The sequence below is a fragment of the Microcoleus sp. bin38.metabat.b11b12b14.051 genome (assembly GCF_013299165.1).
Lineage (GTDB): Bacteria > Cyanobacteriota > Cyanobacteriia > Cyanobacteriales > Microcoleaceae > Microcoleus.
The window spans coordinates 1-17,491 of record NZ_JAAFKD010000003.1; the positions used below are offsets into that span (position 1 = coordinate 1).

15 protein-coding genes are annotated in these 17,491 nt (G+C 46.6%); 11 read left to right on the top strand and 4 right to left on the bottom strand.

Annotation, left to right across the window (positions count from 1 at the left end; genetic code table 11):
* The first annotated feature begins 138 nt into the window (after nt 1-138).
* The gene (locus QZW47_RS04435; protein ID WP_293124433.1) at nt 139-360 is read left to right on the top strand and encodes a hypothetical protein; all 222 of its coding nucleotides are present in this window, start codon (nt 139-141) and stop codon (nt 358-360) included.
* Nucleotides 361-1,066: 706 nt separating this feature from the next.
* On the opposite strand, the gene QZW47_RS04440 is transcribed toward QZW47_RS04435, so the two are convergent.
* The gene (locus QZW47_RS04440) at nt 1,067-1,339 is read right to left on the bottom strand and encodes a hypothetical protein (RefSeq protein ID WP_293124435.1); all 273 of its coding nucleotides are present in this window, start codon (nt 1,337-1,339) and stop codon (nt 1,067-1,069) included.
* Between the two features lie 77 nt (nt 1,340-1,416).
* Between QZW47_RS04440 and QZW47_RS04445 the strand changes: the two genes are divergently transcribed.
* From QZW47_RS04445 to QZW47_RS04480, 8 genes are all read left to right on the top strand, one after another.
* Nucleotides 1,417-1,689 carry a hypothetical protein gene (locus tag QZW47_RS04445; RefSeq protein ID WP_293124437.1) on the top strand — a complete coding sequence of 91 codons (273 nt, stop codon included), beginning with the start codon at nt 1,417-1,419 and terminating at the stop codon, nt 1,687-1,689.
* Nucleotides 1,690-1,936: 247 nt separating this feature from the next.
* Complete coding sequence (locus QZW47_RS04450) at nt 1,937-2,881, top strand: Hpt domain-containing protein (RefSeq protein ID WP_293124439.1); 945 nt, start codon at nt 1,937-1,939, stop codon at nt 2,879-2,881.
* A gap of 240 nt (nt 2,882-3,121) precedes the next feature.
* Entirely contained in the window at nt 3,122-3,586 is a 465-nt protein-coding gene (locus QZW47_RS04455; RefSeq protein WP_293124441.1) for a Fur family transcriptional regulator, read from the top strand.
* A 734-nt stretch (nt 3,587-4,320) separates the two neighbouring features.
* A complete protein-coding gene (locus QZW47_RS04460) occupies nt 4,321-6,546 on the top strand; it encodes a hypothetical protein (protein ID WP_293124443.1) in 2,226 nt (741 codons plus the stop codon).
* A 47-nt stretch (nt 6,547-6,593) separates the two neighbouring features.
* Complete coding sequence (locus QZW47_RS04465; RefSeq protein WP_293124445.1) at nt 6,594-8,525, top strand: DUF3685 domain-containing protein; 1,932 nt, start codon at nt 6,594-6,596, stop codon at nt 8,523-8,525.
* Between the two features lie 273 nt (nt 8,526-8,798).
* The gene (locus QZW47_RS04470) at nt 8,799-9,284 is read left to right on the top strand and encodes a CRR6 family NdhI maturation factor (RefSeq protein WP_293124447.1); all 486 of its coding nucleotides are present in this window, start codon (nt 8,799-8,801) and stop codon (nt 9,282-9,284) included.
* A 306-nt stretch (nt 9,285-9,590) separates the two neighbouring features.
* On the top strand, nt 9,591-11,123 hold the full coding sequence (locus QZW47_RS04475) for an NAD(P)/FAD-dependent oxidoreductase (RefSeq protein WP_293124449.1): 1,533 nt from the start codon (nt 9,591-9,593) through the stop codon (nt 11,121-11,123).
* Nucleotides 11,124-11,380: 257 nt separating this feature from the next.
* Nucleotides 11,381-12,595 (top strand): FAD-dependent oxidoreductase, encoded by a 1,215-nt coding sequence (locus QZW47_RS04480; protein ID WP_293124451.1) that lies wholly within the window; start codon nt 11,381-11,383, stop codon nt 12,593-12,595.
* 127 nt (nt 12,596-12,722) lie between these two features.
* Here QZW47_RS04480 and QZW47_RS04485 read toward each other — a convergent pair whose 3' ends face one another.
* Nucleotides 12,723-13,595, bottom strand: a complete 873-nt coding sequence (locus QZW47_RS04485) for a pentapeptide repeat-containing protein (RefSeq protein ID WP_293124453.1) — start codon at nt 13,593-13,595, stop codon at nt 12,723-12,725.
* Nucleotides 13,596-14,447: 852 nt separating this feature from the next.
* Between QZW47_RS04485 and QZW47_RS04490 the strand changes: the two genes are divergently transcribed.
* Together QZW47_RS04490 and QZW47_RS04495 are read left to right on the top strand one after the other, a co-directional pair.
* Complete coding sequence (locus QZW47_RS04490) at nt 14,448-14,711, top strand: helix-turn-helix transcriptional regulator (RefSeq protein ID WP_293124455.1); 264 nt, start codon at nt 14,448-14,450, stop codon at nt 14,709-14,711.
* Entirely contained in the window at nt 14,708-15,625 is a 918-nt protein-coding gene (locus QZW47_RS04495) for a hypothetical protein (RefSeq protein WP_293124457.1), read from the top strand. The genes QZW47_RS04490 and QZW47_RS04495 overlap by 4 nt, the downstream gene beginning before the upstream one ends.
* Here QZW47_RS04495 and QZW47_RS04500 read toward each other — a convergent pair.
* Both QZW47_RS04500 and surE read right to left on the bottom strand, forming a co-directional pair.
* Entirely contained in the window at nt 15,591-16,676 is a 1,086-nt protein-coding gene (locus QZW47_RS04500) for a DNA methyltransferase (RefSeq protein ID WP_293124459.1), read from the bottom strand. The two genes, QZW47_RS04495 and QZW47_RS04500, sit on opposite strands and share 35 nt — an antisense overlap.
* A 132-nt stretch (nt 16,677-16,808) precedes the next feature.
* The gene (gene surE, locus QZW47_RS04505) at nt 16,809-17,486 is read right to left on the bottom strand and encodes a 5'/3'-nucleotidase SurE (RefSeq protein ID WP_293124461.1); all 678 of its coding nucleotides are present in this window, start codon (nt 17,484-17,486) and stop codon (nt 16,809-16,811) included.
* Nucleotides 17,487-17,491: the final 5 nt, after the last annotated feature.

The window sequence follows — 17,491 nt, forward strand, 5'->3', positions numbered from 1 at the left end:
GGAATAAAAGTCTTACCAAAAAAGTTAAAAGAGTATCTACCCTTATGGCAACGTTCTGAAACTTTACCGAAATGGGATATCACGATTACCCCAATTTGACTGGTATTTTATTTTTCCGCGCCTCCCCAAGGCCTTGAATTGATTGACTGCGCCAAAGCCAACGCCCAACAAGGAATATCCACAGCCGCGGAGCTTTGCGGCTACGGAAGCGACCTCAACACCTTTGAGCGGGAACTGAAACTGGCTTGCCAAAAAATCGGTGTCGAAGTCAAGGAATTGAATGACTTGATTACGGATCAGCAGATGGTGCAACAAGGAATGGGCATCGAAATCGCTCCCGACACACCCTCAGAACTCTAGCTTCGGCGTCCGCCACACCTGTTTCCAAGCAAATACTGCCCAGTCTGGGCAGTATTTGGAGTCAGCTAGCTGAGGCAGGGCTAGAATATTTTGCATGGAAGCTTGCGACTCGGGCCTGGAGTCGCGTTTTGTCCCGCCAAGAGCGTGGTTTTGGCGGGCTATAATAGTTGATTTTTCCAACAAAACTCGCTTAAACTGTAGATATCTAAATGGTTTAGGCGATCGACGACTAACGTTCAGCAGATATTCCTCAGGCGAAGAAGGATGCAGAACATGAGGCTAGTTGAACGCCATCTTATTGATAAAAACCACCGAGATTGGGCTGAGATTGACGACCTCAGTTTCAAGGCAAAGAATCTCTACAATCTAGTTAATTACTACTGTAGAAAGCGATTTTTTGTAGCAAAAGGCGTGGGGACTCAATTACCTCTACTACCAGAGCAAAGAGTCGGAGGCTGACAAAGCTTTGCCAACAAAAGTTAGCAAGCAATTAGTTAAGCGCACCGTCAAATGTTGGAAGAGCTACTTTGCAGCAATCAGGGAAGATGGCAAGAGTTCCGAGAAGTTTCTGTGTGATCCTAAAATATCTGGTTACAAAACAAAACTCACGGTCGCTATGTTGTGCCCGATCCAAGCAAGGAATCAATTTACAAGACTGAACTTGTCAGCGGCATTGTACATCTATCTATGAGTGAAATTCGCATTGCTACGTGCGATCGATCAAACAAGTGCGATTAATACACAGTTGTAATTGCACTTGTTGTAGAAACTGTTTGCGATCGACCTGAGAAGCCCCCCGCTGGGGGCTTGTTCGTTGCTGGCACGCCAAACCGATCGCTAGACAACCTTGTGGCTCGATCGCCAAACCGATCGGGATTCGTCCTGCTCTTGGTAAGGAGAACGCCTCCCAAGTCAGTAAACCAGTTCTATAACAAGCGTAAAGCGCAGCTACAAAGCCTATCCGGCAAGGGTCAAACATCTCATCGGCTCGATCGGCCCAGGCAATCGAGCCATCAGTAAGTTGGTAGCTACTTGCGTCAAACGAGTAGATTAGTGGTGAACGATCTGAAGCAGCAGGAGGCGGGCGCGTTGGTCATCGGTAAAAATAACCAGTGGAAGCAGTCAATCAACACTTGCCAGCCCAATAACCACAAGTGTGTCGAGATTCCTGACGGTTTGATTGAGATGATTGGCTACAAATGTCAACTAGAACGCATTGCGATCGTTGTGACTGAGGAAACCTATTCATCCAAGGCATCCGCTTTAAACTGCGATCGACTGCCCCAATTTGGCGATGCCGTGCCAAAATTCAGCGATCGTAGAGTGTAGCGCCGTCTGTGCGAGACTGCGAGTGGCAAGTCGCTGAATGCTGATATTAATGGCAGCTTGAATATCATCCGAAAAGTATTCCCCAAAGCGTTTACCGAATAGGGGATGGTGAGTGCAGCCGTTGCACGATTGAAGGTTCTTCCTTCATCAAGAGCGCGATCGAAACAAATGTAAATTTGTGGAGTTGAGCTTAAACGGTGCTGAGATTGTTAGGAGGACTGTCGTGTCAGATCAGCAAGACCGAATTATGCGTTTGTTTATCGAAGAGGCTAAGGAGCATCTCGATACTCTAGAAAATGGTTTAGTGGATTTGAAGTCCACCATGAAAGATCCCGAAAGCGTCCAGGAGATGTTTCGAGCCGCCCACTCGGTGAAGGGAGGGGCGGCTATGCTCAGCTTGGATAGTATTAAAACAACCGCTCACCGCTTGGAAGATTGTTTTAAGGTGCTCAAGGACGGGCCCGTCAAGCAGGTTGACCAAACGGCAGAATCCTTATTTTTAAAGGGAGTTGATACGCTTAAAGACTTGATCGCACGACTGGAAGGGCCTTTTGGCTTGAGGAATGAAGAGGGAGAAAAACTTGTCCAGCAGGTGATGCCAGTTTTTGCTCAACTGGAAACTCATCTCAAAAACTTGGCGGCGGGTAAAGTTCCAGCGGTTGCTACTGCTGGCTCTCGTGCGCCCGGGGCGGCTCCAGCAGCCGGGGCCGCGCCGGCAAATTTTGCTGGTGAAGTCATGGTTTTACTTAAAGAGATGTTGCAGGTGTTCAAGCAGAAAGAATCTGCTGCTAGCCGTCAGGAGTTGGCGGCTGTGTGCGTTCGCCTCTATAAGTTGGGAGCTAAATTTGAGCCTTGGCAAAATTTAGTTAAAATAGCTAGAGGGGCGATCGTTAATCCCAAAAACTCTTATAAAGTCTTAGCTCCGCTGATTATCAAAGAACTCAAGGATGCTGGGGATTTGGTACAAGGGGGGAAAGTCAAGACGATCGCTCCGAGTAAAAATTTGCTACTTTTGGCAGCGGCCCCAAAACCAGCAGAGGCAAGCGCGACAGCAGCACCAGCAGCAGCGAAGCCAGCAGCACTTCCCGCCGAACCGAAGGCGGTAGTGAAGCTTTTGCTCAAAACCTTCAACAAAAAGCAACTCTCGGAAATTGCCAAGTTACTGGTTCACGCGCTCAAATCCTCTTCCTAGCAGTTGTTGCAGTAGTAGTAGAAGATAGAGCCGCCGCAATATATTTGAGGAGAATAATTTTTGGGTGCGTGCTGGCAGCCTGAGTTGAGCAGTAACTCGAAAAAATGCACTCTGGAACAGATTTTTGCCCTCTACCTTCTACTCTTAGGCAACCCTGCGTTAGAATTAATTAATATAGGATCGGTGTGCAATGTATTGTACCAGAATAAAAAATCGAGCAGGCTTTAGAAGGCGGTAGCTGTGAAACCAATTCGTTCATTAGAAGATGCTTTAAACCGCTGTCAGGCGATGGGAATGCGCTTGAGCCGCCAGCGTCGATTTATTCTAGAACTTTTGTGGGATGCCAAAGAACACCTCTCGGCTCGCGAAATTTACGATCGCCTGAACCAACAAGCGCATTCGATCGGTCATACTTCTGTTTATCAAAATCTCGAAGCTTTGTCGAGCTCCGGGATTATTGAGTGCGTAGAACGCTCGGACGGACGCTTGTATGGGAATGTCAGCGATTCTCACTCTCATGTTAATTGTCTCGATACGGCTCAAATCCTCGACGTTCACGTGGAATTGCCGATCGAATTGCTGGAACAAATTCAACAGCAAACTGGTGTAAAAATTGTAGACTACCGGATTGATTTCTACGGATACCGCTCGTCCGTACCAGCCGCGGAAGAATCGAGTGTCAGCGATACGCCGAAAGCTTCGTAACCTATGGGCAAGCCACTGCCATTGGCGAAACAGAGTGTTTTCACCATGGCTGTTGGCGGTATAAAATGAGTTAAGTATCGGTGATTCCTCGGACTTGATTGCTGTCGGGCGGCGGCGTTGGGCAGAGTTAAAAATAGTGAGACTCGCTGAGCCCAAAGGGCGATCACCAAAAAATTTACGACTAAAAATTTACGACTAAACCTCAAAAATCACATCCAGCCGCTCGCTACAGGTAAAAGTTGAGATTTAACTGGGCTGGAGTACCTTGTTGATTGTTGAGCCGGCAAAAAGTTGAGGAAAGTTGCTGTAGTTGCCGTTGAAACCGCAGCAGGACGATCGGGTGAATTTCTGATCCGGATTGATGATGAGAGCTTAGTTTAACAAAAAAAATTGCTCTGCAAAGTCAAATCGAAAATCTTCAATAAATACTTGAATACGAAAATTGGTAGACTGATGGGGGGTTGATCATGTTTTTTCCGCTAAACTCCCCCGGGAGTTGTGAATAATTGTTGGATAACTGGTATGATTTACGTGCTTCTAGAGCCAAAAAAGCGATCGAAGCAAGCAGTGGGGCTGGACACGAGCCTCACTATAAAACGCCGTAGAGGGAAAGATTGCCAGTACCTTTAAGGAAGTTCTCGATCTCCTTAACAGGAGTCAGAAGCCGACATCACAATCTATGATTTGATGTGGGAGTGTTACGCAGAGAGCGCATTACAGGACAGGCTGAAGTAATGGCGAGACGACAATCTGACCAATTCCACACACCACCGCAATACAACCCATCCACCAAACCGACAGCACAGTTGAGTGCAGAGGCGACAGGCGATGGGAGTTCCTCTAGCCACCAGGCCCCGCCTCGGGAGGGCAAAAGAACTTTTTGGCAGTGGCAGCTCATCTGGCTCAGTCTTCTGGTGGGATTTGGAGTAACCGGTGCCGCTGCATTTCTGTGGTTGCTGACGATGCCGCCGCCGCCCAACTGCCAGCAACTGTCACCGCTGGCGGCGGACGGAGAGCGACTTTACTGCGCTCAGCAAGCTGCGAAGTCGGGCAAGCTAGAACAGCTAGAATCGGCAATAGGACTGGTGCAGGCTTGGCCGAAAGAACACCCGCTGTACTCGCAGGGCCAACATTTGATCGGGGAATGGTCGAAAGCCATGCTCGGATTTGCTAGGGCAAAAATTGAGCAGGGCGATTTGAAAGGCGCTCTGGACATTGTGGCGAAAATTCCCAAAACCAGTCCGTCTTACCCAGAGGTACAGGAGGCTGTGAATGCTTGGGAAAAAAATTGGCAGGAAGGTCAAAAATTATACGATACAGCCCTGGCAGCTTTGAAAAGTGAGGATTTGAGAAAAGCCTGGGATTACGCTCAAGCTCTGTTCAAGCTGGAAAATATTTTCTGGAGTCAGAAGCGTTACAACGAGCTGATCCAGCAGATTTCTTTGGAAAGAAACGGCTGGCAACGCTTGCAAGAGGCGAGAGATTTGGCGAAGGAGGGAACTCCGCAAAAGTTCGCTGAGGCGATCGTCCTGGCTCGTAAAATAGACCCGCAACTTTTTGCCCGCGCTAAAGCTGAAAAGGAAATAGAGGGCTGGAGCCGGACTTTGCTGGCAATGGCGACTAAGCGCTTGGGGGCAAAAGACCTCCCGGGGGCGATCGAGGCTGCTTCGGTGGTGCCCCAGGATTCGCCGCTGTTTGCGGAAGCTCAAGATTTGATGCAGTTGGGTAGAGCTCAGGCGGTGACTTGGAACCAGTCGATATCGACACCGCTGGCGCAACATATTTTTATCTTGCTCGAAGGGCAGGGCGCTGCTAGCAAAATAGCTCCAGGCCGCCCGCTGTACAAGCAGGCTCAAACTCAAATTGAAAATTTGCAGGTGCAGTTTCAAGATTTGGTGCGCCTGCAAGTGGCGAGTACGATCGCTAATTTTGGTCAGACAGGGGCGTTTCAGATGGCGATCGAGCAAGCGCAAAGGATCGGGCCCAAACAGCCGCGGCGGGTTCACGCTCAAACTTTGGTGGCTGCTTGGCGCCGGGAAATTCAGCGGATCGAAGACAAATCTTTTGTCTCCCTAGCGAAGCAGTTGGCAGAACCGGCAACGGTGGAAGGACTCAAGGGGGGTATCGCTCAGCTACTGCTGGTATCTCAAAACCGCCCCCGCAGGGTAGAGGCGCAAACTCTCTTGGCTCAGTGGACGAAACGGATAGAAGTTATTCAAGATCAGCCGTTTTTGGATGAAGCTATCGCTCTGGCCAAGCAAGGAAAACTGAGCGCGGCTGTTGAAAAAGCTTCGGAAATTAAGAGCGGCAGGACTTTGTACGCTAAAGCTCAGGATAATGTCTATCAGTGGGTGAGCGAATTGCAAGTGGCTCAAGACAGACCGATTCTCGATCGAGCTGCGGAATTGGCTTCGGGCGGTAGTCTCTCGGCGGCGATCGATATGGCTTCCCAAATCGGTTACGGTAGAGCGCTCCATTCAGAGGCCGCAGGGGCGATCGGGCGTTGGAGTGCCGAACTCAGAGCCAACACTGCACCGCCACCAGCGGCGGCCGAACCGGCTCGCGAGTACGCACCTGCTCCTCGACAGGAAGAGTACGCACCGGCTCCGCGACAGCAAGAGTACGCGCCAGCTCCCGAGCAGGCTCCGGCTCCGGAACCTTACTATCCGCCCGCCAGACAAGAGGCTCCGGCTCCAGAACCTTACTATCCACCCAGACAAGAGGCTCCGGCTCCAGAACCTTACTATCCACCCAGACAAGAGGCTCCGGCTCCGGAACCTTACTATCCGCCTGCGAGGGAACCGGAACCTTACTATCCGCCTGCGAGGGAACCAGAACCTTACTATCCGCCGGCCAGACAAGAGGCTCCGGCTCCGGCTCCGGCTCCGGCTCCGGAACCACCGCCACCCTCAATTCCTCAACCGGCTGGGCCTCCTGATGCTAATTTGATTCCGGAGTAATTGGGTTTTCGCACGATCGACCTCTAACATCTCAAATTAAAAATCCAGTGACTAATTTGCAACTGTTGTCGATCGATCGCGACCCCATTTTCCGGCTGGGGCTGCGAGTCGCCTGCGAGCAGCATCCAGACTTGGAATTTGTCGCAGAGGTTGCCAACGCAACCGAGGCGTTCCCGATTCTGGAAGCTCGCTCGATCGCCTCTGGATCAACCCAGAAGCCCGCTGATTTGGCAATTTTGGCTGTTGAGACCCTGAATGTGCGATCGGCTCACATCGCAGCGCTGGCGGCTTGTCGGCAACTCAAAAGTTTGTACCCCAACCTGCCGCTATTGCTGCTGGGAGGGCCGCTGACAGGGGATATGTTGGTAGAATTACAGGCTGCGGGCGCAAATGGCTATTGTCCTAAAGGTAGAGATATTGCCCAGACGATCGCAGCGATTCGCGCCGTGGCATCGGGCAGCAGTTATTGGCCGGCGGATGCGGCAGCTAACTCGGAAATAGAGCTAAATTCAGCGGTTCAAACAATAGAAAACTCCCCAGCAAGTAAAGGGGAAAAAGCAGGCGCTCCGATAGTCGATCGGCCAGTACACAAAAAAATACTGGCTTATTTTTGTTTGTCTGGATTGCAGGAAATAGATGCAGCTTTGGCGGTTGTCAAAGCTGATTTGCAACAAGTTAAAGCGGCAGAGCCGACAGATTTAGTTACTATTTTAGATGGAGTTGTACTCAGCGGGAAGCGCCGAGAATTGCTAGCCGCTCGCTGGATTGTCAGTCAGTTAATGTTTGAAGGAAGAAGTAAGAAGGAAGAAGCAAGAAGCAAGAAGGAAGAGGAAGACGGGAGAAGAAATACGGGAGAAGGAAGAGGGGAGAATTTGTTAAATAATGCTCAATTGCAAGTGGCGAATTCTCGATTTTCGGCTGAATCTTTGGCAGTTGCAAGTGATTGGCAAGGGAGCTTGTTTGACTCTGTGGCAGGTAAATTGCAGTTAGATTTAGTGAATTTGACTGGCGTGCCTTTGGAAATCGATATTTTGCGATCGACAAAACAGCGCGAATTGATGAGTTCGATCGTGCGGAAGTTACGGGATTTGCTGGAGGAATTGCGTTTTTCGCAAGTGCAGCAAACTCAACTTTCGGAAAAAATGCCTGCTATTTTGCAAGATTTGTGGGAAGCGACAATCATAGATTTTTTCGGCAGGTACTATAGGGTGCAAACCGGAGAAACTAGGGTTGTTGACGGCAGTCAAAGCAGCTTGAAACTGCTAGAAAGCCAAGCGGGAAGCTCTGCGGCTTTATTTGCCGCCAGCAGTGTAGAAGTTGTGCCTGTGCTGCTGGCAGATGAAAAAGCAGTTGCCGTCGAAATCCTTGACAAAATCCCCATGACTGTTGATTTGTTTGCACATTTCCTATTTGAAATTCCGTTAACAGTTGACAATATTTCTTGTGTTGCTGGCAGCCCGCCAGCGATGCAGCGAGCTGAAGCTTTGTTAGAAAATTTGGTAATTCAAGTTGCTAGCGGAGTGGTGCAACCTCTGCTGAATAATTTTGCGGATATTGAGGAAATCAAGCAAACTTTTTACGATGGCAAGTTGATTTCCACACGAGAAATTGAGCGGTTTCGGAATGATTTATCGTGGAGATATCGCTGGGATAGCTATTTTGTAGAACCGAAAGCTATTTTTGAAAGCAGGTTTTGGTTGTTTGTTTTGGGCGATTCGGGAATTAAGAGAATTTCCATTTATGCTCCGAGAAATTTGGAGTTGGCACAGCTTTCTGGGTGGCAGTTGGCTTTGACTTTGCTGCTGGAAACTCGGGATGCGATCACACCTAGGGTTCGCGCGGTTATTTCGCTGTTGGGTGCTGCGGTTGTTTACGTTTTGACGCAGGTTATCGGGCGGGGAATTGGTTTGGTAGGGCGGGGAATTATTCAGGGGATTGGTAGTTCTTTGCAAGATACCAAATTCGGAAAAAATGGCTGATTTACTGCGTAAAATAAATGATTAAAAGGTTCGTAGTGAGGACTTTAGTCCGCCTTTAAGAAGGACTAAAGTCCTCACTACGAACCTTTCGTGGTGAGGAATTCAAGAAGGACTAAAGTCCTCACTACAAACCCGTTCGTAGTGAGGACTTTAGTCCGCAAAAATCAGGACTAAAGTCCTCACTACGAACCAAATTTATTGTGGTCATCTATCAGGTACGAGCTAATTGGTGGTATTATAAATAATGACTTAATTCTATAAGGTTGACTTTTTATGAGTATTATGATAGCGATTGATGCCGATCGCATAAACAGCTTAGATTTGTCTCCGGTGCGGACTGTGATCGAGCAGTGGTTGGCCCAAGGGGCGATCGCCCAAAACGAACAGCAGCTACAATTTGAAATAGAGTATCCGCGCGAAGAATTAGATCCGCGAGAAATCTCGGAACTTCCCGAAGTACGGCTTTGGTTTATTCGTTTGGATGCTTGTTATCCGTGGCTGCCATTTTTGCTCGATTGGAAAGCCGGAGAATTAGCCCGCTATTCCGCAATGTTGGTGCCGCACCAGTTCCACCGCACCCAAGGCATTCAGTACAATCCTGAAGCTTTAGAAATGTTTTTGATGAGCAAAATTTTTGTGTTGACTGATTGGTTGAACCAGCAGGGAATTCCTAGTAAATCGAAGTTGATGGCGATGTCGCAGATGTTTGGTTACGATTTGGAGGATGCCTTTTTTGATGTGATAGTACCGCACAAATAAGCGATCGGACATCTAATTAACATCATCCTAATTAGGTAAATTAGTCTATACCTTAAGACTTACGTACAAAGGTAAAAACCTGGTTTCTTATACTGTGGGGCGACATGGAAAGCTCGCCCTACAATCGATAAAGTTAGCTAAAAAAAAACTTAATTAATCTTAACAGCAACCGCAAAACGGCTTTAATACAATGTTTGAGCTACCGTGGTCAGCAATGTTGTTGCTTTACTTGACACTTTTATAAAAATTTAGAGTTAGTTTAGATAAACAACGATCGCCCGATGCAATCGATCGAGGAAATGTCCTATGAAAACAGATTACCTCATCGTCGGTAGTGGTTTATCAGCACTGGTTTTCGGAGCCTTGATGGCAAACTCCGGCAAAACCGTGCACATCCTTGAAGCTCACGAGCACCCCGGAGGCTTTGGCCACAGCTTTACAATGGCCAAAAAATACAGGTTTAATGCCCAATTCCACTACGTTTGGGACTGCGGCGAAGGACATACAGTCGATCGAGTCCTTAAAAAACTCAATCTCGATCGCAATGTCACCTTTGAGCGCTACGATCCGAATGGGTTCGACCACATGAGAATGCCGGGATACGCCCTAGATATTCCCTCGGAAGCAGAGGAACTAATCCGCAGATTGTCGGCGCTGTTTCCCGAAGCGGGCGACAGAATTCGCAAATTCGTCAACGAAGTCGAAAAAACCGGCGAAGGACTCAGAAAACTCGCTCCTCCCGTCAAACCAATTGAATTGCTCAAAAACTTCGGTGACGTATTCTGTGCCATCCAACACCTCAACAGCACGCTTCAAGACGTTTTTGATAAGTTCAAACTCCCGCAAGCCGCCCAGACCCTATTAGCCCTGCAATGGCCGGACTTTTTACTACCTCCGAACCAGCTTTCTTTCTATGCTTGGATTGCCTTATTTCGAGGCTATCAAGAAGGTGCATTTTACCCGACGCAGCATTTTGAAGATGTCATCAATTCTTTAGTTAAAGTCATTGAATCTAACGGCGGGAAAGTTCTACTAAACCATGAAGTCACGAATTTCCGGCTGACAGATAGAACTGTGACGGGAGTGGAAGCGATGGATTTAACTACTCATCAAACCCATGAATTCACTGGCGACACGGTGATTTGCAACCTCGACCCGAAAAGAGCGGCCAAGATGATTGGTGAGGAACTGTTCTCGAAAACAGTGCGACGGAAACTCAACTATGAGTATTCTGCATCCAACTACATGGTGTACTGCGTTGTCAAAGATATCGACCTCCGAGACTACGGCTTTGGCAATTGGAATACGTTTCATTCCGAACATTTGGATCTGAATGAAGCTTTTGCTCAAATGTACGATAAAAATGATTTTTCTCGTCCGAGTTTCGCGATTACCACGCCGACTTTACTGACCGAAGCGCGGGGAGATTGTCCCGAAGATTGTCAAATTGTGGAATTTCTGACTGTTGCTAATTACAGTTATTTTAAACAACTTTGGGAAAGCGATCGCAAAGCTTACAGGCAGAAAAAACAAGAAATTTTAGACTCAATTTTAGACGTAGTTGAAAAACACTATGTTCCAGATTTCCGCAAACACATGATTTTTCATATTACCGGAAGTCCTACGACTAACGAGCGCTTTTGCTGGTGTCCTAACGGCAATTCCTACGGTTCTACCCTGACGCCGAAAAACATGGGAGTCGATCGGCTAAATCACGAAACATCCCTTAACAATTTCTACTTCTGCAACGCCTCCTCGGGCTATCCAGGCTTTGCGCCGACATTTTGGACGGGCGCGCTGCTTTATCAACGTTTGTCCGGTGATGCGATTTTAGGGTGAGGAATCACAATTAAACAACTGTGAGATTTCGTGGATTGGATTGAGGTTTGGGCGATCGAAAATTGGTTGATATCGATGAGGTGAGGGCAGATGCAGAGGGCGGTTGAAACCGCATCTACACAAACGATGTCCGCCTCCGCGGACTAAAGAAAATAACGTAATTTTCACCGCCAGTTCTTCAACCCGCGGAGGCGGGTGAGTGTTTGTGTAGACGCGGTTTCAACCGCCGTCTTCTATCAATTTAGGAGTTAACAACCATGAGAATTGCAATTGTTGGGGGCGGAGCTAGCGGTATGGCTACAGCCTACTGGCTCAATAAACAGGGACACCATGTCACTGTTTTGGAAAGTCAAGCAATTTTAGGCGGACACATTCGCACGCTGAATAAAAATGTTTTACCAAATCAATCTGAGTGCAAGGAAATATTAGAAAATGGTGTCCTGGAATTTCCCACTGTGTTTTACAATTTCCTTAATTTAATGGGAGAGTTAGGTGTTGAATTAGAACCCGTACAGATTGGTTCTGCCCTGTTTTTAAAAGATGGCGGTCACTTTTTATCGGCGGTTGCTATTCAAAAGAACTTCACGGGAATCCGACGCCTAATTGAGTATTTGCGGCTCGATAGTTTCTACGCTCGCTCGGCGGGATTTATTTTAAAAATGCGGTTTGCTAAACAGCATGATTTCTACGATATGCCACTTTCTCATAGTTTGAGAACCTCGTGCATTCGCAATGATTGGCTGAAGTTGCTCACGATGTACAGCTATTCTATACCGTTGGAATTGCTCGATGATTTTCCAGCAGAATTGGCGATGCCGATGCTGCGAGAATATGCTTCGGTGAATTGGGTGAGAATTAAAGGCGGGGTTTATTCTTACATTGAAAAGATTTTGGAGCGGTTTAAAGGCGATATACTGCTGAATGTGGAGATTGCCAAGATTTTTAGAAGTGCTGATGCTGTAAAAATTGTGTTGGCGAATGGGGAGATTTTTGAGTTTGATCAGGTGGTTTTTGCGGTGCCGCCAGACCAAGTGATGAGGCTGTTGGCTGAGCCGACGGAGGCGGAAACGAAGCGGTTTGTGGCCTGGAAACCCAATTATGCCACGACTGTGCTACATTCGGATACTTCGATGTACGATCGCTACGGTATTCGCAAGTTATCGGAATTCGATTTTTTCGAGATGGACAAGGGCTGGGGCTACAATGCGAGCTTGAATCAGCTTTGTGGCATTACATCGGCGCGAGAGTACAGTTTAGCGTTTAAGTTGGAGGAGGCGATCGACAAAAACCAAATTATTCACATTCAAAAACATCACACGCCACTGTATAGTGTCGAGTCTTTTCGATACCGAGACGAAGTTATCGAGACTAACGGCGAAAACAATACCTATCATGCGGGAGCTTATTTGGGGGATGGTTTGCACGAAGGAGCGATTACCTCTGCTTTGCGAGTGGCAAAATTAATCGGGTGAGCTTAATGTTGAGGCTAGAAACTTTAAAAAATAGCGATAAATTTCTGGTGGGTAGAGCACCCTCACAAAAGCGATCGTGTCTGCATCAAAAGTTAAACCACTGCGAGAGTAGATTTTTGCTGAATGCTTAGGCTGCAACATAACCCGTCACAGTTAAGCAGACACCATATTTCAAAGGTGCAGCATTTGTCGAACTCACTAACACAGTACCATCAAAGTTAGCTCCGATGAAGGTTGCGCCACTCAAATCTGCTTCGCTCAAGTCGGCGTAACACAGCTTAGCCCAATCGAGGTTTGCTTGCACCAAAGAAACTCCCACTAGATTTGCTCTAGTTAAATCTGCTCCGATCAACTTGACGCCGCGCAACTGAGCGCCGCTGAGATTGGCTGCTACCAAGTTCGAGCTTTCCAAGTTGACCCCGTTGAGTTTGGCTTCGCTGAAGTTAATACCATTGAGGTCTATCCTGCTGAGGTCGATGCCATTGAGGTAAGCTTTCCTGAGAATAATGCCTGTTAGTTGAGTAGCAAAGAGCTTTGCACCGCTGAGTTTTGCTCCTTCGCAGTTAGCCCAGTTGAGGTTGGCTCCCGTGAGGTTAGCGCCCCGCAGGTTGACCAATTGCAAGTCAGCCGTACACAAATTAGCATTCCAGAGGATGGCGTTCCGCAGGTTGCTACCGATGAGTTGCGCGCCACTCAACTTAGCCCTGGGCAGTTTTGCTTTAACGAGGTAAGCTCCACTGATATTGGCTTTCGTGAGTTCGGCGTCGGCTAATCTGACTTGCCCCATTTTGGCAAAACTCAGATTTGCCCTGCAAAGGTTGGCGCCGTTGAGTTCTGCTTTGGTTAGGTGCGATCGACTCAGGTTAGCTCCCGACAGGTTAGCCCTCGAAAGGTTTACTCCGTCCAACATAGCTCCGCTGAGGTCGGCTCCGCCCAAGTCGGCGCCAGCAAAATCTCTGCACCCGTTTTTGTAATTATTGAGCAGCTCGATTACTTTCATAGTGGTCTGATTCCCAATAGCGTAAATTTGTCTAGAAATACTCACTCTTTATAAAGATTTTATATCGAATGTAGCGGAGGCGATCGCACTTTCGATAAACCTGACAATTAACTTTATATTTATCAAAATACTTAGTTCTTTTTGTAACACAGAAAACTGTTTTTGACACTCAACCCTAGAATCAGGGTTTCAGGGGATCATTACGAAGAGAACGCGGGCGGAGGCAAACGATAGAATTTCCGGTAAATTAAGAAGTTTCAGACTGCGACCTAAAAACTGTCGGGTCAAAAGTAATTTCCGACCTTGTAGTGAGGACTTCAGTCCGCAGAATTTTCAGAATAGAGAAAAACCCATCAGTAAAATAGGTTCGATCGTTCGGACTTCAGTCCGCAGAATTTTCAGAATACAGAAAAACCCATCAGTAAAATAGGTTCGTAGTCAGGACTTCAGTCCGCAGAATTTTCAGAGGGCTAAAGCCCTTACTACGAACACATTTTCTGATTAAAGTTAATTGACAGGATACGCTCTAATTGCGGTTAGGCATAGGTTTCAATCTATGTTATGCTGAAAAAAAATGGGTGAATAACTATGTCAAAAGAAAGAAAAAGCAACAAAGAAGTCAAAAAGCCCAAGAAACAACCTGATGGGGTTGCTAAGCCGAAGGACGACAAGAAAAATTATGGTAGTACCGACGGCCGCAAGTAGAGATAGCGGTCGGTCTCAGGATGGCGATTAATGCAGTTTAGTGCTCATTACTATCGCTCCGCGACAAATTTCACTATCCTATTTTGGGATTATCCGAAAACAGGTTTATTATATTTAGGGTAGATGCTGTGCTAAACCAAAAGTAAAATGAAATCTGTTTTTAGTGATGAATATGAGACATTCCGTCGCTGTATGATTGCGGCTCGTAAAGAGGCACAACTAACTCAAGAGTCTGTTGCTAAATCTCTGAAAAAGCCTCAATCTTTCGTAGCAAAGTATGAAAACGGCGAACGACGATTAGATGTAATTGAGTTTTTGTTAGTTGCTCAGGCAATTGGTGTAGATCCTTGCCATATTATTAGGGCAATTTCACAAAAAATATTTGAAGTATCTTGTGAGAGTAAGATATGAATACACAAGATGTCATCAAAGTCGCATCCCAATATCTCGGTCATTTATCAACTCATATTTTTGACGTTATAGAGGTATCTAAGCCTGTTAGCGTAGATGCAGCAGTGAACCTATCTAAAGTTATCTCAAAGCTTTCGCCGTTAGTCGGAAATTTGATTGAATTTAACACCGTTGAATTCTTGAATCAACAAAATGAGTTCGCTGAATTTGGAAAGTGGCAAAGGCAAGATCCTGGCTTTCCAGATACTATTTTTGTAGGCATAGTTCAACCAACGCCCGGATTAGAAATTAAAGCATGGTTCCCACTAGCAACAGAGATAACAGCACGTTTCAAAGATAGTCAGAATCACTTTAGGTTCGATCAAACCTACGTTGCTATCCTGGCATGGCTACCCGATAAAATCATCTATGGTAAGCCTCGCATTCTCGATGTGTGTGTTGTTTCTGGTTTATCGGTAGCCGTAGCAAGAGATACCCACTATCACAATCCGCCGGATTACCTTGTTTTAGAGCCGGAAGATACAACTCAAAGAACAGCAAATTTGCAACAGACAAACACCAGTGGGTATAAATTCCAAGGCTCTGCTGAGGAGTTTTTAGAAGCTGATAAAATAGTTGATTCATGGGGTATTCAAGGAAAAATCTACAAACCAACTAGAGAGTATCAGCGGCTTCTACGCGAGCTAAGGATACGGTATGAATACAGACTCGATACAAATTTTGCCAAGATGGATAGAATTGTACATCCAGGGATCGAGGAATTTAAGCGACGTGTTTACAACACTGAGGTTTCCGGTATGACTGTTGGTAGGTGGAATAAGCTTTTATCAAGTCGTCGAGAAGATAGGATTAAGCAATCTCTACAAGACTATCTACAGATTAGAGAAGAGAGTATTGATGAACTTCTTGATTGAATCTCTGTACACCATAATAGAAGTAGTCTGAGTCTATCTCGCAAGAAAAGGCTTTCCGTTTTAGTTGACGTGCTGCCAAAGCAGCACTAAAAAGTCCGCCAAAAGGTTCCCATACAACATCGTTTTCATCTGTCGATGCCTCAACAATAAGGTTCATTAAATCCAGAGGCTTTTGGTTGAGATGCAATGCTTTTCCTGAGATAGTTTTAACTCTTTCATCGCCCCGTAAAGGTTGACGATCCCAAACGTTTGTAAAGCCGTGAGGGCATCTAAATTTCGATCGCATTTTGCTCCATTCTTGTCCCGTTAAAGACTGATTGCCATCCAGAGAAAAGTAGGGTTTTCCTTGAGGACTACCATACTCATTTGCATAGTTCACTAGCCTTTCAAACATCTCTGTGGGAGGGAAATACCACAAATGCCCTTGATCGAAGTATTTTCTGGTTGCAGCATCCACCACCCCGCAAGCATCGTTAGCCCGTCGTAACGGCAAGCCAGAGCGTTTCCACTCTTGCAATAACCATCCTTTTAAGGTAAGTTCATTAACTTTTACTTCTCTGACATATTGAACGCAGATTTCTGTGACAACGGGAAACCTGCGAATTTTTTGTGTATTAACATTCCCTGCGATATGACCTTTTCCCTTGTTCCAAATATTGGAATTAACATAGCGCCAACCATATTTTTCTAGAATTGGATGCACAACAGCCCAACCAATTTCTGAATTCCAAAACCAGAGTGTTGTACAGGGTATGGCTGCTTTTGACCATGCCTGGATATGAGGTTGATACCAATTAGGTAAATCAATGTGATCTGAGGTATCTCCTTCAAACCCAAGAATACCGTAAGCTCCATCTGAAATGATGACAGTAGGTTGCTCCCAATTATCGTAGTGCTGAAGACTATCGCCGAGATTTAAAGTAACGTATTCGTCACTCCACGCAGAAAAATTAAAGTTGGTATTGAGGTTAGCTACTTTACCACGACCAACAGTGCTGCTCGCCTTGCGTTTTAAGATGCTGGGAGAATTTGGTTCTGGGTTAGGATTCATTTGTTGACTTACATGACTGTAAAAATTAAGTACAAATATTTTATCCTGTTTTGGGATATTGAGGGTAAATGATACCTAAGTTAACCTACCTACTTCCGCTTTTTGCCCAAAAAATATACTTCCATAATCCCATCACAGCGATATCTCAGTCACAGCAATATTACCACCAAAACACACATCAACATCAGTCCCGGAAGCCCGATCGCGATTCCCGTATTCTCCAACATAATAAAAGTAATCTCCGTCCCTCCTGTAAACCACCGGTAGTGGCTGCGTTGAAGGCTGGCAAAACACGATTTCGGGTTCCGCACTTCCCGGCGCTAAATGCGGTAAATTTACATTCCAAAAACACCCAGGCTTTGATTCCCGGTTGAGCAAATCGGCTAATACGCGCGATGTCCAGCGAGTGGCGACATCCCAGTCAATTTCCCAAGGCCTTTTAATCCAATGGGAAATGGCGATTCCAGGAATACCGTGCATGGCTGCTTCCCGCACCGCAGCAACCGTACCCGAAATATATACGTCAACGCCCAAATTGCCACCCGCATTAATCCCCGAAAGCACTAAATCTGGCTTTGGACAAACGTGATTGAGAGCGATACGCACGCAGTCGGCTGGTGTTCCCCCTACAGCATACTCAGATTCCGATCGCCGATCGACATGAATCGGACTGTGAGCCGTCACCTGATGCCCGCAGCCCGACAACTGCCCCTGGGGAGCAACCATAATTGTCTTGCCTTCTACAGCCTGCAAAAGTGCCTGAATCCCCGGAGCGTCTATGCCGTCGTCGTTGGTTAAAATTATCGTCATTGAAA

Excerpts from the sequence above, each read along its gene's own strand:
- QZW47_RS04440 (WP_293124435.1), bottom strand. The coding sequence starts at position 1,339 with ATGTTTGACCCTTGCCGGATAGGCTTTGTAGCTGCGCTTTACGCTTGT.
- QZW47_RS04500 (WP_293124459.1), bottom strand. The coding sequence starts at position 16,676 with ATGAATCCTAACCCAGAACCAAATTCTCCCAGCATCTTAAAACGCAAG.
- QZW47_RS04495 (WP_293124457.1), top strand. The coding sequence starts at position 14,708 with ATGAATACACAAGATGTCATCAAAGTCGCATCCCAATATCTCGGTCAT.
- QZW47_RS04460 (WP_293124443.1), top strand. The coding sequence starts at position 4,321 with ATGGCGAGACGACAATCTGACCAATTCCACACACCACCGCAATACAAC.
- QZW47_RS04490 (WP_293124455.1), top strand. The coding sequence starts at position 14,448 with ATGAAATCTGTTTTTAGTGATGAATATGAGACATTCCGTCGCTGTATG.
- QZW47_RS04480 (WP_293124451.1), top strand. The coding sequence starts at position 11,381 with ATGAGAATTGCAATTGTTGGGGGCGGAGCTAGCGGTATGGCTACAGCC.
- QZW47_RS04470 (WP_293124447.1), top strand. The coding sequence starts at position 8,799 with ATGAGTATTATGATAGCGATTGATGCCGATCGCATAAACAGCTTAGAT.
- QZW47_RS04475 (WP_293124449.1), top strand. The coding sequence starts at position 9,591 with ATGAAAACAGATTACCTCATCGTCGGTAGTGGTTTATCAGCACTGGTT.
- QZW47_RS04485 (WP_293124453.1), bottom strand. The coding sequence starts at position 13,595 with ATGAAAGTAATCGAGCTGCTCAATAATTACAAAAACGGGTGCAGAGAT.
- surE (WP_293124461.1), bottom strand. The coding sequence starts at position 17,486 with ATGACGATAATTTTAACCAACGACGACGGCATAGACGCTCCGGGGATT.
- QZW47_RS04450 (WP_293124439.1), top strand. The coding sequence starts at position 1,937 with ATGCGTTTGTTTATCGAAGAGGCTAAGGAGCATCTCGATACTCTAGAA.